The 15,454-nt window shown below is 67.5% G+C and carries 15 protein-coding genes and 1 pseudogene; 8 read left to right on the forward strand and 8 right to left on the reverse strand.

Features of this window, described 5'->3' with window-relative positions; all coding sequences use genetic code 11:
* Positions 1-8: 8 nt before the first annotated feature.
* Positions 9-1,067, reverse strand: coding sequence for a hypothetical protein (locus tag AB8O64_RS02480; RefSeq protein ID WP_370417624.1), 1,059 nt, complete (start codon positions 1,065-1,067; stop codon positions 9-11).
* Between the two features lie 239 nt (positions 1,068-1,306).
* Between AB8O64_RS02480 and AB8O64_RS02485 the strand changes: the two genes are divergently transcribed.
* Positions 1,307-1,816, forward strand: coding sequence for an O-acetyl-ADP-ribose deacetylase (locus AB8O64_RS02485; RefSeq protein WP_370417625.1), 510 nt, complete (start codon positions 1,307-1,309; stop codon positions 1,814-1,816).
* A 434-nt stretch (positions 1,817-2,250) separates the two neighbouring features.
* Here AB8O64_RS02485 and AB8O64_RS02490 read toward each other — a convergent pair whose 3' ends face one another.
* Together AB8O64_RS02490 and AB8O64_RS02495 are read right to left on the reverse strand one after the other, a co-directional pair.
* Positions 2,251-2,775, reverse strand: a complete 525-nt coding sequence (locus AB8O64_RS02490; RefSeq protein ID WP_370417626.1) for a recombinase family protein — start codon at positions 2,773-2,775, stop codon at positions 2,251-2,253.
* Entirely contained in the window at positions 2,703-3,143 is a 441-nt protein-coding gene (locus AB8O64_RS02495) for a recombinase family protein (RefSeq protein WP_370417627.1), read from the reverse strand. The genes AB8O64_RS02490 and AB8O64_RS02495 overlap by 73 nt, the downstream gene beginning before the upstream one ends.
* 377 nt (positions 3,144-3,520) lie before the next feature.
* Here AB8O64_RS02495 and AB8O64_RS02500 point away from each other — a divergent pair, with 377 nt between their 5' ends.
* On the forward strand, positions 3,521-5,458 hold the full coding sequence (locus AB8O64_RS02500; protein WP_370417628.1) for an MBL fold metallo-hydrolase: 1,938 nt from the start codon (positions 3,521-3,523) through the stop codon (positions 5,456-5,458).
* Between the two features lie 47 nt (positions 5,459-5,505).
* Here AB8O64_RS02500 and AB8O64_RS02505 read toward each other — a convergent pair.
* Positions 5,506-6,388 (reverse strand): IS5 family transposase gene (locus AB8O64_RS02505; protein WP_370417629.1). Its coding sequence is split into 2 segments (ribosomal slippage): positions 5,506-5,862 and positions 5,864-6,388, totalling 882 coding nucleotides; the frame shifts between segments, so codons are not numbered across the junction.
* Positions 6,389-6,573: 185 nt separating this feature from the next.
* On the opposite strand from AB8O64_RS02505, the pseudogene AB8O64_RS02510 reads away from it, so the two are divergent.
* Positions 6,574-6,698 (forward strand): annotated as a pseudogene (locus tag AB8O64_RS02510) (IS630 family transposase); the annotation flags it as partial.
* A gap of 57 nt (positions 6,699-6,755) precedes the next feature.
* Here the strand turns inward: AB8O64_RS02510 and AB8O64_RS02515 are convergent.
* The 4 genes from AB8O64_RS02515 to AB8O64_RS02530 all read right to left on the reverse strand — a co-directional run bounded on the left by AB8O64_RS02515 (position 6,756) and on the right by AB8O64_RS02530 (position 9,052).
* On the reverse strand, positions 6,756-7,865 hold the full coding sequence (locus AB8O64_RS02515; RefSeq protein ID WP_370417630.1) for an SPFH domain-containing protein: 1,110 nt from the start codon (positions 7,863-7,865) through the stop codon (positions 6,756-6,758).
* Between the two features lie 29 nt (positions 7,866-7,894).
* Positions 7,895-8,332: an NfeD family protein gene (locus AB8O64_RS02520; protein ID WP_370417631.1), complete on the reverse strand. Its 438-nt coding sequence runs from the start codon at positions 8,330-8,332 to the stop codon at positions 7,895-7,897.
* A gap of 190 nt (positions 8,333-8,522) precedes the next feature.
* Positions 8,523-8,759, reverse strand: a complete 237-nt coding sequence (locus AB8O64_RS02525) for a hypothetical protein (RefSeq protein ID WP_370417632.1) — start codon at positions 8,757-8,759, stop codon at positions 8,523-8,525.
* On the reverse strand, positions 8,756-9,052 hold the full coding sequence (locus AB8O64_RS02530) for a hypothetical protein (protein ID WP_370417633.1): 297 nt from the start codon (positions 9,050-9,052) through the stop codon (positions 8,756-8,758). The genes AB8O64_RS02525 and AB8O64_RS02530 overlap by 4 nt, the downstream gene beginning before the upstream one ends.
* A 609-nt stretch (positions 9,053-9,661) precedes the next feature.
* Between AB8O64_RS02530 and AB8O64_RS02535 the strand changes: the two genes are divergently transcribed.
* The 5 genes from AB8O64_RS02535 (at position 9,662) to AB8O64_RS02555 (ending at position 15,134) form a co-directional block, all read left to right on the forward strand.
* On the forward strand, positions 9,662-9,868 hold the full coding sequence (locus tag AB8O64_RS02535; RefSeq protein ID WP_370417634.1) for a DUF2180 family protein: 207 nt from the start codon (positions 9,662-9,664) through the stop codon (positions 9,866-9,868).
* 471 nt (positions 9,869-10,339) lie between these two features.
* Complete coding sequence (locus AB8O64_RS02540; RefSeq protein ID WP_370417635.1) at positions 10,340-12,181, forward strand: glycoside hydrolase family 15 protein; 1,842 nt, start codon at positions 10,340-10,342, stop codon at positions 12,179-12,181.
* A gap of 688 nt (positions 12,182-12,869) precedes the next feature.
* Positions 12,870-13,061: a hypothetical protein gene (locus tag AB8O64_RS02545; protein ID WP_370417636.1), complete on the forward strand. Its 192-nt coding sequence runs from the start codon at positions 12,870-12,872 to the stop codon at positions 13,059-13,061.
* Between the two features lie 159 nt (positions 13,062-13,220).
* Positions 13,221-14,561, forward strand: coding sequence for a Na+/H+ antiporter NhaA (gene nhaA / locus AB8O64_RS02550; RefSeq protein ID WP_370417637.1), 1,341 nt, complete (start codon positions 13,221-13,223; stop codon positions 14,559-14,561).
* Between the two features lie 225 nt (positions 14,562-14,786).
* Positions 14,787-15,134 (forward strand): MerR family DNA-binding protein, encoded by a 348-nt coding sequence (locus AB8O64_RS02555; protein ID WP_370417638.1) that lies wholly within the window; start codon positions 14,787-14,789, stop codon positions 15,132-15,134.
* Positions 15,135-15,454: the final 320 nt, after the last annotated feature.

Raw genomic sequence — 15,454 nt, forward strand, 5'->3', positions numbered from 1 at the left:
TACGGACGTCAGGGCGGCGTACTGCCGCGAGCGCGGTCGTCGGTATGCCCGGGGCCGCCGGGCGCGAAGGCTTCCAGCCGCCCGGACTCCGGGCCCACCACGTCGACCCTCGCCCCCGGCCCCGGCGGGGTGAGAGAAGCTTCGGCCCACGTGGCTCGGTGCAGCCAGCCGTCGAACTCGACGTACCCCTGGGGCCGCAAGCAGGTCCGCACGACCGCGGTCCGCACCGGCCCGTCCGACGGCCCCCGCACGACGGCCAGGCGCGGCCGGCCCGTGAGCGCTGGAGACGGCCGGTCCGCGGGCGCCGGCGCCCCGGAGAGAAGGAAGCCGGGCGGGAGCGGACGACCGGTGGTGGCTGGGGCGGCGACGGGGCGCCTGGTCTTGAACACGGCCAGGGCGACGAGTCCGAGGAGGGCAGTGAGCGTGATGAGGAGGATGTCGGTCGTGTCGGGGCGTGCGCTGTCGTCTGCCGGGGGCGGCGATTTCTCCGGCAACGTCAGCTCGGCGTCGGGCTGCTGGTTCTGAGGGATGAGAGCTTTGGTCGAGCGCAGGTGGCGCCTGATCTCTTGCTGATTCGGTTGTACCTTTTGCCGCAGAAGTTTGCACACCTCGGCGTTGCCGCCTCGGCAGAGCTCCTCCTTCTGCGACTCGAGGACCTCTCGGCTCTTGTGGAGCGGCTCGACAACCGAGTCATCCGGGACCACGCGTGTCTTCGCCAGCAGCAGGAGCAGGGTGCCGGCGTCCCCGCTGCGGGGGGAGCCGGTCAGGTCCACGATCAGGGTGCGATCCTTGCGCGCCTTGAGAACTCTCCGCACACCCTGTTGGATGTCGCCGCCACTGAAGTCGAGCTGCTCCGGCACTTTGACGAGCAGGGTGCCCCCGGACTTCGTCTGCTCCAGTTTCTGGGCCGTCAGGCTCAACTCCGTTACGGGGCCGCCGGTCGACGGCGAAGGCGCACTCAACACCACCACCGCGCCCAGCGCGAGAAGTACCCGTACCACCGTCCCGTGGAGCCGATGCCGAACCGCTCGCGCGGCAGGCCGAACGCAGCTGTCCGCCCGTGCCATGTGATCCCCCGATGGCCTGCCGGAGACGGAAGATCCGCCCCATGTTTCGGCGTGTCCAGGTTGCAGATTGGCAGCAGAAGAGCGACCGGGCAGTGGTATGGAATGACTTTTTTCGCCCTGCCGATGCACACGGCGCGACAAGGGCGCACGGGTTCATTCGCGCGCGGAGCGTGTCACGTCCCCGTACGCCCCTGAAAATCTCGCTTCGGCCGGACGGCGCGGTGAGCGAAGATGGCTTCATGACCACCATCACCTTCGTGCGGGGCGACATCACCGAGCAGCACGTGGATGCCATCGTCAACGCGGCGAACTCCTCCCTCCTCGGCGGCGGGGGCGTCGACGGCGCCATCCACCGCGCGGGCGGCCCCGAGATCCTCAGTGCCTGCCGCGATCTGCGCGCCTCCCACTACGGCAAGGGCCTCGCCACCGGCCGGGCCGTCGCCACGACGGCGGGCCGCCTCCCGGCCCGGTGGGTCATCCACACGGTGGGCCCGGTGTGGAGCGTTGCCCCACCCCGAGCCGACCTCCTGGCTTCCTGCTACCGCGAATCCCTACGGGTCGCGGACGAGCTGGGAGCCCGAACGGTGGCCTTCCCGGCGATCTCCACCGGGATCTTCCGCTGGCCGATGGACGACGCCGCACGCATCGCCGTCGAGACGGTGAAGACCACAGACACGTCCGTGGAAGAGGTCCGCTTCGTCCTCTTCGACGAGGCCGCGTACGCGGCGTTCGCCGCGCAGGGGAACTGACCGAGCGGAACACGGTACGAAACATTCACCCCTGGCTGCTCACGCAGCCAGTGCTACCGCCGGAGTCCCCCCGGGGAGAGGGAACGTCGTCACCGCTCCTTCATGAGTCATCAGCTCAGCCGTCCACGCACCGGGGTCTATGACGACCGATACCGCGCCCGGCCCCGGCTTGGCATGCGAGCCGTTGAATCTCATCTCACTCAGCTGCACCTGAGCTGGGAAGCCCTTGCCGTACTCGAAACGCAAGCCCACAGTGTCGGCATGGACCTTCACCCGCCGGGCCAGCAGCTTCTCGCGCCGCTCCTCCGGAGTCGAAGCACCCCACCACTCCGCATAGGTCAGGGCAGGACATGCACAGCCCCCACCTGCGCAACCCGGGAGATGCTTCTGCACTGCCACCCACCGCTCCACCGGCTTGGCCTCAGGAGCATTCGTCAGCTCCTCCCGCTGCCTCGCCACCTCCCCAAGATGCTGTGCGGAGCCACCGCAGCCCCCGGGCCGTCGCAGAACAGAAAGCCCCGTACCGGCGAGACCCGCCGAAGCCCCTGTGTCTTCTTGACCAGGCTCACGACCTCCTGAAGCTGAAGCCATTCGAGTTCTGTGAGCACTGGTTCCCCGATCATCACCGGAGAGCCATCGGCCTGACGAACGACCGTATCGTCTGCGCGCACGTACTCGCCCAGCAGAGACCGTGACTTCAGAATGGAGCGCACCGAGGACGCCATCCACCTGGCCCCCCGAGGTTTCGCCCTTTCGCCCTCCAACCGCGTGTTTTCCTTGGACGCTTTTGCCCGGATGCGGGCAATGTCCGCCGTCGTGGGGACGCCCCCGGCATTGAGCCAGTCAGCAACAACCCCGTACGACTTGACCGCCATGAAAAGACGAATCATCTCCAATAGCACCGGCCCGTACTCCGGGTCAAGGCACAAGGCATAGCCGTCATCCTCTCTGACCGCCACGCGACCGAACGGCACAGGGCCGCCAGCCCATCGGCCTGCCTCACGCAGAGAGCCGCACGAGAGGCACGGACCCGGGCCTTGATTGCCTCGAGCTCAGCCTCCGCAAGAACAGCGAGGATCTTGGCAACAGTGCGTCCCCAAGGAGTCGACAGATCGAAGCCCTCTTCGATCGACACAAGGGATTTACCATGTTCGTCACACCAATCGAGAAGAGCGCAGAGGTCCTTCACCGATCGGGCTATGCGATCGATCTTGTAGACGTACAAGACATCGAACTCGTCACGCCGTTCATTCAGCCAGTCGCCGACCTTGGGGCGGAGCCACGGAGAAAGCGAAGCAGAGACATCGATGTCCTCTTCCCAGCCCACGACCTCAAGCTCGTCGGCCTCAGTCCTCTTCTGGACCCGACGGCGCTGCGTCTCGTCGCCAGGAGCTCACCACCGCACTCGAGCTGAGCGTACTGCCTGGCGATGTCCCGTGGAGTCTCGCAAGGCTGCTCGACGAGGTGACGCTCCGGCGCTACGTCCAGGTGGCGAAGACCGGCACGCTGCGCAGCCGTCTGGTCGCCGGTGAGAAGCCACCAACCTCAGAGGCCGCGAACGTGGCTCGGCTGGCCTGTTTGCAGATCCTCCGGGAAGCGGCAGGGCTTCCAACCTTGACCGCAGGAAGTGGAGGACCTGTCGAGCTGAGACCCACCCCGGAGCGCCGGCAGCTCAGAGACCTCCGGCGACGGCTCCGCCGAGACGTGTCCCGCATCGTCTCCCCGGGCCACGCCAGGCTCATCGCCGTGCTGGCCGTGGCGCTCGACACGCGAGCACGGGCCGGCGAACTGGCGGCCCAGCACATCGGCCACCTGTCGGACGATCACAGCAGCATCCACGTCACCCGGCGGCCGCAGCACGGCACGGACATCGAACCGGATCGTGAGCTCGTCTCCTTGTCGCCTCTGAGCCGAGACGCCCTCGCCCAATGGCTGCCTATCCGCTTGCAGCTGACAGAGACGCTCGAGGGCAGCGCCACGGCACTCTGGGTCTCGCTCGCCCACAATCATGCGGGGACGACGCGCGACGACGGGTCGCACACCCGGCGCCGTCACGGCATGCCCCTGCAGCAACGCGGCCTGATCCGCAGCTACAACAGCGGACGCCACCGTTACGGGCTCGCACACTTCCTGCCCCCGAAGCTCGAACAACTACGCCGCGCCCTTGAACGCGAGAGCGCCGGCCACGGACCCCCTCACGGCTCCCATTCACCCGGAGACCCCCTCCGGTTCTTCGGCCCGCCCGACTGTTTCCAGCCCGCGACCTTCAGCGACCTGCCACGGGGCGTTCCCAGCCTGTGGTCGGGCACCGGTCCCCGTGCGCGCGCAGTGGATCGGGGGCACGGTGGAAGGACGGGCGACACGCCCCCGGACCGGCCCGTCCTTGGCATCCTGGAGGTGAGGATGACCAGCACTTCACAGGCGACGGCGAGATCCCGGCCTGGGCTGCTGTCCTTCCTCGGCGGCGTGGGCACCGTGACGGGCAGCAAATTCATGGTCGAGACTGATCACGTCCGGGTCTTGGTGGACTGTGGTCTCTTCCAGGGGCCGGCCGAGCTGCGCCGCCTGAACTGGCGGCGCTTCCCGGTCGACGCCTCGGCCGTTCACGCAGTCGTCCTCACCCACGCCCACGTCGATCACTGTGGCTACCTGCCCAGACTGGTCAGGCAGGGCTTTCACGGGGACGTGTTCTGCAGCCCGAACACCGCCCGGCTCGCCGAAATCGTGCTGCGCGACAGTGCCCGGCTACAGATGGAGCAAGCCGACCACTGCAACCGCTACGGCCACTCGAAGCACCACCCCGCGGAACCGCTCTACGACGAGATGGACGTCGACCGCACGATGCGGCTGTTCCGGACCGTCGAGCCGGGCGCGGAGACGGAGGTCGCCCGCGACACCCGGCTGATCCTGCACCATGCAGGGCACATCCTTGGCTCCACATGGGCGTTTCTCACCCTGGAGGACGGGCACACGCTGGCCTCCAGCGGTGATCTCGGCAGACCGGTGCACCCGCTGTTGCGATCGCCGGAGCCCTTCACCGGAGCTGACGTACTGCTACTCGAGTCCACCTACGGCAACCGGCGCCACGACAGCGACAGCAGCCGTGCGGTGTTCAGAGAAGCACTGAACAGGACGTTGGAGCGTGGCGGGACCGTGGTGATCCCCGCGTTCGCCGTGGACCGCACCGAGGTCGTACTGCACGAGCTGGCCCGGCTACGACGAACCGGCGCGCTCCCTCGTGCGGTGCCCGTGTACGTGGACAGCCCCATGGCACTGGCCGCGCTGCGCGTCTACGAGGAGGCACTGGTCGCACGGGCACCCGAGATACGGCCGGAGGTGGTGGACGCCGGGGCGTCCGTCCTGGACCCGGCTCCTTTCTCGGCCGCACGCTCGGTGGAGGAGTCGATGGCCGTCCAGGAGGTGGAGGGCCCGGCCGTCATCGTCTCCGCGTCGGGGATGGCAACCGGCGGCGGAAGTCGTATCTGGTCGCCGGAGTTGTCCTCGCGGCGGCTCTCATCGTCGCCGCCCCCGCCCAAGCAGCGCCAGAACCGCGCGGTGAGCTCGATATCGCCGCTCTCGTCAAGACCGACGCCAAAGTCGGCCATCTCGTCGACGTCGACGGCAAGGTCATCGCCAATGTAGATCTTCTGACCGGAAAGAGCTTCTACTACTAAGGAATGTTCGGTGGGTCACGAGCGCAACCAGAGGCGCACCGCTGCCACGGTCACGGTGCCGTGAAAGACGTAGGCCCGCTTGTCAAAGCGGGTTGCTACGGCCCGGAAGCCCTTGAGCTGGTTGATGGTCCGCTCGACCTTGTTTCTGCGGGCGTAGCGCGATGGGTCGAAGCTGGTGGGCCGACCTCCTTGGCTGCCGCGGTTCTGGCGGTGGGTCCGCCGGTCGCGGCGCTCGGGAATGGTGTGTTTGATCTGCCGGCGCCGAAGGTAACGGCGGTTGTGGCGGGAGCTGTACGCTTTGTCGCCCCTCAGATGGTCCGATCGGGTGCGCGGATGGCCGCCTGACGGGCGGGGAACGCGGATCCGCTCCAGGAACCGGGATCATGTGTGGGGCGTCGCCCCACTGACCGGGCGTGACCATCAGGGCCAGAGGCCGCAGCCCGCCTTCACCAGCCAGGTGGATCTTTGTGCTCAGCCCGCCGCGTGAACGGCCGAGGGCTTCATCGGGGCGATGCTGGGCGGGCTGGGTGCGCTTGCCGGGTTTCCGTGGTGCCTGCTTGCGGGCACCGGCGGCGTGCTGGTGGGCGCGGCTCACGGTGGAGTCCACGCTCGCCATGGACCAGTCGATGCGGCCCTCTGTGTCAGCTTCGGCCTGGACGGCCCGCAGAATTCTGTCCCACGTGCCGTCCGCTGACCACCTGCGGTGCCTGTCATGAACCGTCTTCCACTTCCCGAACCGCGCCGGCAGATCCCGCCACGGGATGCCGGTCCACTGACGGAACAGGATCCCGTTGATCACCTGACGGTGGTTCTTCCAACGCCCGCCGAGCCCAGCGTTCTTCGGCAGGTGAGGCCCCAGCCGGGCCCATTCCTCGTTCGACAGATCACCCCGCCCCACGCCGACCGGAACGACCGCAACGCAAGGTAGTCACGGGGACCCATCGGACAGGCCGTAGATCCGTCCCAGCCGCTCCTGCCGATGGTGCCTGTTCCCGAACGCCGCAGTCATAACCGTGTCCCGGCTGGCACCACGACCCCCTTCTCCACCCTTGAGGTCGCAAGCAGCAAGGTCATCGGCTGGCCCACCGACGCTTCCATCTGGACTTCACGCCGACCAGCACGTCCAAGCTGAATCTGGTCGAGCGGTGGTTCACCGAGCTGCCCAGAAGAAGCTCAAGCGCAGCGTCCACCGCTCCGTCCAAGCCCTCGAACGCGACATCTATGCGGGTCAGCCGTTTCATGCTCCAGGACACACTCGGATTGGCTCACTCGCCGGCCGCCTGCCCCCGGCTGGGCACCTGGGGCGCCCTCGCGGCCTCGGCCTCGGCCTTCGCGTCGCTCACCACGGCGTCGGCCTGCTTCGCGACCTCGTCAGCCGCCGCAGCCGCGTTCCGCGAAAACGGCGAGCCTGCCTCCAACTGCGGAGCCCCGTCTCCGTCCGAAGCGCCGTCGGCCTCGGTAGTGGTTGCTTCTTCCGGCTGCGCAGAACCGGGAAGCCCCATCGTCGACTGATCGCCGAATGCGTGGGTGACGGTGCGAACCGCCTCGGTCAGCTCCCCCGGGATCACCCAGAAGGTGTTGTTGTCGCTCTTCGCCAGGTGCGGGAGCGTCTCGAGGTACTTGTAGGCCAGGATCTTCGGGTCGGCGTTGTTGCGATGGACGGCCTGGAAGACGCGCTCCACCGCCTTCGCCTCGCCGTCCGCCCGCAGGATCATGGCTTGCTGGGTGCCCTGTGCTTCCAGGATGTCCTTCTGCTTCGTGCCCTCCGCAGTGAGGATCTTGGCCTGCCGCTCCCCTTCGGCGTGCAGGATGGCCGCGCGCTTGTCCCGCTCGGCCCGCATCTGCTTCTCCATCGCCTCCTTGATGGTGTTCGGCGGGTCGATGGCCTTGATCTCGACGCGGTTGACCCGGATGCCCCACTTGCCGGTGGCGTCGTCGAGGACGGCGCGGAGGCGGGCGTTGATCTCCTCGCGCGAGGTGAGTGTCTGCTCCAGGTCCATGGAGCCGATGACGTTCCGCAGCGTGGTCACGGTGAGCTGGTCGATCGCCTGCAGGTAGTCGGCGACCTCGTAGGCCGCCGCCCGCGGGTCGGTGATCTGGTAGTAAAGCACCGTGTCGATGTTCACTACGAGGTTGTCCTCGGTGATCACCGGCTTGGGGGCGGACGAATACACCTGCTCGCGCACGTCGAGTTTGGTGTTGACGCGGTCTGCCACCGGCATGACGAAGTTCAGCCCGGGTTGCAGCGTCCGCCGATACCGGCCGAACCGCTCGATGTTGTAGCGGCGTGCCTGCGGCACGATCCGCACCGTGGCGGCCACGACGAAGACGACGACAATCGCGGCCACAAAAATCGGGATGACAACCGGATCCACAATTCCTCCCTTGGGATGCGCTCAGCCCTTCACGGAAGGAGTTCACGGGGGTAGACGACAGCCGTAGCGCCTTCGATCCCCATGACATCCACCACCGCTCCCACCGGGATCACAAGATTCTCGTCAAGAGCGCGAGCCGACCATTCCTCACCAGATATCTTGATCAGGCCGCGGCTCGCGGTGACCTCCTGCATGACCTCGGCCCGCTTGCCGATCAGCGCATCGCTGCCCTCACGTGAAAGGGGAGCCTGTGCCATGTGCCGCAGCGCGACAGGACGGACGATGAGGAGACCCGCTGCCGCTGCCACTCCGAGCGCCACGAGCTGGCCTAGAAGGCCGATGCCCACACCAGCGACTACAGCGGCAACCAGCGCAGCGCCCGCCAGCAACCCGAAAACCACCGTCAGGGTGAGAAACTCTGCGACACCAAGCGCCGCGGCGGTGAGCACCCATACGAACCACGGCATCGAACCAGCCTCCCTCAGGGGACCTATTCACCTCATACCCTCTGTAATCGGGACGTAAGCAGACTTGCCCGGCCCCGTTCAATGGAGCTCATCCCATCGAACGAGACGAGGAAGCTGCCGGAACTCGCTTGGTCTACCCATCAGGACGCCTGGACAGCGACAAAAGTGGTCCGCCGGCCGAGGGACGGGTTCAGGGCCTGTAGATGCGTGAGTGGCGTCGCTGGGCGGATCGGGGGGTGCTCAGGCTCCGCCGTAGCCCGTCGCCGATTTCCCCGACGAGGACCAGCAGCGCGGCGCAGGCGGCGCACGCAGCGAGCGAGGCAGGCTGGTCCAGTGCCTTGCCCACGAGCCAGAGGATGAGGGTGAGCAGCATCCACCAGGCGGTGACCGACCACACGAAGCGCCGCCTGCGACGGGGGTCCGTCATGGGGTGGCCTTCGCGGTCCGAAAGGTGGCGGCGGCGGCCAGCACGCATCCGGCGGCCGCTGTCATGGCGGCGGTCGCTGTTGCTGCCAGGGTGATCGCGGGCGGGGCATCGGCGAGGCGCGGGATGGTGTTGATCGGGGCTGCGGCCGACAGGGTGAGCAGGGCCCAGCCGCGCGGGCGTGTCGGTGTCAGGCGGGCCTGCATGCGGACTGGTATTCGCCCGGTGAGCAGGGCCAGCCCTGCCGGGAGCAGGGTGAGGGAGAAGACGGCGAGGCCGGTCCAGTGCCAGATCATGGGGGCGCAGGTTCCTTCGTCGAGTCGGGGTAGCGGAGTCACTCGTGGTGGTCGGCGGCAGCCATGACCAGCGCGCGGGCCGACCCGCACTGTCATGCGAGTCCTGATTCTCTCCTCGGCCCCGGTGGGCCAGGGCCGGCACCCCTGAGCGGACCAGGGCGGCCAGCAAGGTCGGACCCTTCGGCCCATACGGCTTCCCAGTGCGCGATCCCGAAGAGACGGAGCTCGAGGTTCCGGCTGGCATACCGGATCTACCAAACATCGACTGGCCTCACCGCGGTGCCCGATACCGGCTGGCTCCGCCAGGCTCTCGGCACCGCGTCCCGCGCGGAGGGCTGACCTTCCCGGCGGCCATCAGACATGCGCGGTAGGGGTCTGCTGCAGGCAGGTCCGCAGAGCGACGGCGAAGTCCTCGGTGCGGGACAGTTGGACGCAACAGCCTGTCGGCCCGGTTTCGGATCCGACGGCCCCCTTCCGGCAGCAGGCTTGACTAGCTCTGAGAGCAGCGTCAAAGGATATAGCGAGCACAGCACCGTCCGGGTGGAGTCGCGACGTTCCGGTTACGGTGAGTACTGACTGCGCCCTTCACTATGTGAGTGATGGTGAGTGATGAACTGCTATGAGTGTCATTCCGTCGGCGGGAGTGCCATCGCGCAGGCGGTGTGCCGTACGTGCGGCGTCGCGCTGTGCCGGCAGCATGTGCACCTTGAGGAGCGGGAGCTGCGCCGGGGTGTGGGCGTGGGCAAGAGCATTCATGAGCTGCCCGCACGGCGCGTCGTCTGCCCTGTGTGCCGTCGGGCGGAACACAGCGGGTAGTGCGCCCGGACGCAGCGTTTGCTGGTGGTGACCTCGGCGAGCTCCATGGACACCCAGAGTTACAAGTACCCCAAGCAGTCCCTCAGGCTGTGGTCGTCCCGTCATCAGTTGTGAGGGGGTGTGCTGTGTGCGGTGGCCGTTCTATGTCACCGATGCGGTTGCTCGGTCTCGCGCTGCTGGCGGCTTTTGCCTGCCTGCTGGCCGTTCCCACACCGGTCACAGCGCAGGGGCCGACGGCGTTGCTGACGCGGGTCGACAGCACCATCACATCCGTGGTTGCGGAGCATCTCAGATGGCCGAACTGGTCGTGCCGTCCTGGAGATCCTCCACCTGTCAGCATGCTGCGACAGGTGGAGAAAACAACCGCAACGCCTGCCGGAGGGACGTGGCGCCGCAGGTACCGCGTTCATCGATTCGATCGACTCATGAACATCCCGGTACTTCCAGCCAGGCAGCGGGTATATGAAGGGCATGGGGAACGCGTGGCGGCCGGTTCCAGAGGGGTATCTGCCGATTGAGGACCACGGCCTCATCGGAGACGGTCGCGGCAGCGCGCTGGTCGGCCGGGACGGTGCGGTGAGCTTCATGTGCGTGCCGCGCTTCGATTCCCCGCCCTTGTTCTGTTCCCTGCTCGACCGGCATAACGGCGGAAATTTCCTGCTGTCCCCCGAGGGGGTACGGGAGAGCCGCCAGCACTACGTGGAGGACACTGGGGTGCTGGTGACCGAGTTGCGGTCGGATACCGGCATCGTCGAGGTCACCGATGCCTTTCTCCTGAACCGTGGCGCGCACTTGGAGCACGATGCCCCGGCTGGCACGGGTGAGCTCATCCGCCGCGCGTGCGTCATCCATGGCAGTGTCCGCCTGCGGGTGAAGGTCCATCCGCGTGGTGGCGGGCACTTCGTCAGGGAGCACAGCGGATGGCAGATGACCTGTTCGCGGCAGCAGCTGACGCTGCAACTTTCTTCATCCCGTGCCCTCCCCGCAGCCGACTGCACGCTGACCTTGAGTGCAGGGGAAGAGCTGTGGCTTGCGGTGCGCTGGAGCAGACCGCGGGGGCAGCCCCAGGGGCCGACAGGCCGGGACGGGATCGAGGACACGGTCAGGGTGTGGCGGCGCTGGACGTCGCAGGTCGTCGATGACGTCCCCCGGTCGGATCTGGTTCGTCGTTCGGCGATCACTCTCAAACTTCTCGACCATGTCCAAAACGGCGCGATCGTCGCTGCCCCGACCTCGTCGCTGCCCGAGTGCATCGGCGGCGACCGTAATTGGGACTACCGCTTTGCCTGGGTGCGAGACGCGGCATACGCGGTGTTCGCTCTGCGCCGTATCGGTCTACCGATGGAGGCCGGCGGGTTCCTGTCCTGGGTGCTCAGTGCCGCTCAACGCGATGGCCGACCGCGAGTGGTCTACGACATTGACGGGCGGCCACCCGCGCCCGAAGTCATCGATGAGCAGTTGGAGGGGTATCGCGGGTCGGTACCAGTGCGCTGGGGGAACGCCGCCGCCGAGCAGGTTCAGCATGATGTGTACGGGGAGATCCTCGATTGCGCTTTCCAGTGGGCGGCCACGGGCGCACGTCTGGACAGCGAACTGTGGGACCGCCTTGTCACCTTGGCCGAACATGCCCGGACCGCGTGGGAGTCTCCTGATCACGGAATCTGGGAGGTCCGCACCCAGGGGCGCCCGTTCACCTACTCCGCCGCCATGTGCCAGGTGGCGCTCGACCGCGCCGCACGGCTCGCGCGCCGTCTGCACCTGCCAGGAGACCCCGACACATGGGCCGCGGAAGCGCGATCCCTCACCGGGCGTATCCTCCGTGACGCGTGGGACGAGCGGATGAACGCCCTCACCGAGCACCTGGGCCCCGGAGGCGGACTGGATGCCTCGCTCCTCGCCCTGCCCCTGCGGCGGGTGTTGCCCGCCGACCACCCGCGGATGGTGGCCACCACCCAGGCCATCACCGACCGGCTGGGTGCGGGAGGCGGCCTGCTGTACCGCTACCTGCCCCGGGAATCACCCGATGGCATCAACCAGCCCGAAGGAGCATTCGTACTGTGCAGCTTCTGGTTGGTGGACAACCTGGCCGGCCAGGGACGCACGGACCAAGCCAGCGAGCTGTTCGACACCTTGTGCTCCTACGCCAGCCCGCTAGGCCTCTTCTCCGAACAGATCGACCCGGCGGACTGCTCCTTCCTCGGGAACTTCCCCCAGGGCCTGAGCCATGTCGGCTTGATCTCCAGCGCCGTCATCCTCGCCCGCACCCAGCGCGGCGTCCGCCCCGAGCTGTCCACCCACGCCTGGTTCGACTGAGCGGAGCTATGCACAGTGGCCCCGCTTTCGGCAGGCAGTAGTTGATGTGCTTGAGGGATCCGGGCGTGCCAGCAAGCCCGATCGACCTCAGAGTGCGGCTGCCTGACGGAAGACTGTCGATTGCACAGGTAGGCGCCCACTGCCCTCTCGCGGAAGCGGGGACGGCTGGCCCCATCCCCCGACACTCCCCGGCGGGCTTGACCAGCCCGAAGGAGCCCAGCGGCGTCCGGTGCCCACATCGCACACGATGGTGGTCAGCAGAGATCGGCCGAGAGTTTCGTCGCACCCCTACGCAAAGAGGTCGCTGTGCGTCCAGCACTTCCACGAGTTACCGGGCCGGTCCTGGCCGGCGCGGGCGGCCTGGGCACCGAGGGAACCTTCAGCGCCCTGAGTTGCGCCGCACAGGCAGCAGTCCGCCACCAATCGCCACCGCCCTATGACCTGGGCTGCTGGTAAGCGGGGGAACGCTCCGCGGGCAGCCGACGGCACCCTTGACTGAGACAGTGGCAGGCGCGGTGTTGACCGTCCTCGGCTACCGAGATCGTCCCGTGTTCGCGCGCATGCCGCTCAGGTCGGTCAGCGCACAAGTCGCCGCTCGTGCGGCGGGCCCTGTTGTCATCACCCGCACTGAGACTGTCACCAGCGTGCTGAAAAGGTCGTCGTGGGCGTTGATGTCCCAGGTGTCTCCTTGCGCGCGCTGGATTGCGCGTTCACCGAGGCCGCGCTGCGAGGTCCCGTGCTGGAGATCACCCACGCCCACCCCTCCACGCCTCCGGTGGAGGTCGTTCCGGACACCCCCGACCCGGTCGACAGCAAGGCGCGGACCCTGGATGACTATGCCGCCGCTTTGAACCTGCTCCATCACACCAGGCTCGGCTGAGCGAGAGATTTACACAGTGACGCCCTCCCGCTTCCGGTAGGCGACATTCAGCCGATAGTATGTAAAGAACGCGTCAAGAGAGGCGCGAGGTGTGCCGGGAAGTCTGGTCGGCGTCAGGGGCACGCACGCCCACAGCCCGCTTTCCTGGAGGTCTCTCCCTTGACGCCTACCGACCAGCGCCAACGCGAGCGTTCCGTCTTCCTGGGCCTGCTGCCCTGGACCGAGCGGACCGTGGTGGCGCGGGCCCTGCGCACCGAGACCACCGGCGGTCTAGTACTGCTGGCAGCCGCCGTCGTGGCGCTGCTCTGGGCGAACATTCCCACCCTGAACAGCACGTACGAGCAGATACGCGACTTCCACTTCGGCATACCCGCGTTCGGCCTGGACTTGTCGGTGCAGCACTGGACCGCCGACGGGCTGCTGACCATCTTCTTCCTCGTCGCCGGTATCGAGCTCAAACGTGAGCTGGTGGCTGGTGAGTTGCGCACCCCCGCCAACGCGGCCCTGCCCGTCGTCGCCGCCGTATGCGGCATGGCCGTCCCCGCCGCCCTGTACCTGGCAACCGTGTGGGCCGGGGGCGGCAGTGCTGAAGGCTGGGCGGTGCCGATGGCCACCGACATCGCCTTCGCCCTCGCGGTCCTGGCCGTACTGAACACTCACCTTCCCGCTGCCCTGCGAGCCTTTCTGCTCACCCTCGCGGTTGTCGATGACCTTGGAGCAATCCTGGTCATCGCCGTCTTCTTCACTGCTGACCTGAACCCGGCCGCCCTCGTCGGGGCCTTCGCCGGACTGGTCGTCTTCTACTTGCTGCAGCGGTACCGGGTCCGCGGCTGGTGGTGGTACGTACCGCTCGGCCTGACCATCTGGGCACTGATGTACAACGGCGGAGTACACGCCACCGTCGCCGGAGTCGCGATGGGTCTGATCCTGCGCACCAACCGTGACCGTCAAGCCGGGGAGAGCGCCTCGCCCGGAGAGCGCGCCGAACACCTTCTGCGACCCATATCAGCAGGTATCGCCGTACCGTTGTTCGCCCTGTTCGCCGCCGGGGTGAGTATCTCTCTGCCCGCCCTGGGAGAGGTCTTCACCCAACCCGAGCCGCTGGGCGTGGTGCTGGGGCTGGTCGTCGGCAAGACCGCCGGGATATTCGCCGGAACCTATCTCGCCGCCCGCTTCACCCGTGCCCGGCTCAATCCGGACCTGGCCTGGGCCGACGTCTTCGCTCTCGCGGTCCTGGCCGGCATCGGATTCACCGTCGCGTTGCTGATCGGGGAGCTGGCCTTCCCCGACCCCGCCGAAGCCGTACACATCAAGGCCGCCGTCCTCATCGGGTCGCTTCTCGCTGCCGGTCTCGCCGCTTTGCTGATCAAGCGACGTAACGTGGTCTACCGTCGACTGTGGGAGGCAGAGAACCTCGACGAGGACGCTGACGGCATCCCCGACATCTACTCTCGCCAAAGCCAGCCTTCCACCAGTTCCGACAGAGACACGGTGGACTGAACCGCACGGTCCCGGCGCGGGGCTGTGCGACTTCCCGGCTGTGGACCTTCGGCGCCTATCACGGTCCTTCGTAGGGCCGCAGTGGAGAGGACCCTGGCGGTTGGGCCTGGGCCCTCCGCTGCGAGCTCGTGGTGTGGGGGTAGTGGCTGGTCAGTTCGCCGGTGGGCTTGCCGTGGAGGTGGGCGCTCAGGTCGTTCAGGAACGCCCCCATCGGCAGGCCGGGGCGTGCGGGAAGGCGCGGTTGGGCCTAACGGCACACCGCAAGACGCCCGCGCAGGCTTCCGACTGCACACGGAGACCGACGTACAGCGGCTGATGGTCATCCGCCGCATGAAGCCGCTCGGCCTCACCTTGGACCGGATACGCGATCTACTGGAAGCCACCGACCGCCTCGACGCCGACACCGGCCTGGACGCCGACGAGCGCGAAGCCCTCCTGGAGCGCGTACGGACCTACGAGCAGGCCGCCGCCGAACAGGTCGACAAGCTCCGTGTCCAGTTGGCCCGCGCCGAGGACTTCGCCGCCCCCCTTCGTTCCCGTCTGGAACAGTCGGCCGCCGCTGCACGGTCCTGAGCCGCCGGGCGACTCGCCGTACTTGGCAACGCGGCTCGCGCTCCCTGGAGCATTCACCAGCTGGCAGCGTTCGCCCCTTGCGGGCTGCAGTGGCCCTCGCGTCTCGTGCTGCACCCGCCCTTACGGTGATCGTGGGCAGACTCATCAGTAGGTGACCGGCCGACAGGCCATGCCGCGGCGGATGCTTCCCCGCGCATGGCCCGCTATGCGGACTTAAACTTGGTTGAAAGCAATGCCCCCAGGTTACCTCGGGCGGTGACGGGAGATGCTGTGCTACGAATGCTCCCGGCGAGGCAGAAGCACGACTGCCCTGGCGGTAT

The organism is Streptomyces sp. QH1-20, from assembly GCF_041283565.1.
Taxonomy (GTDB): domain Bacteria; phylum Actinomycetota; class Actinomycetes; order Streptomycetales; family Streptomycetaceae; genus Streptomyces; species Streptomyces syringius.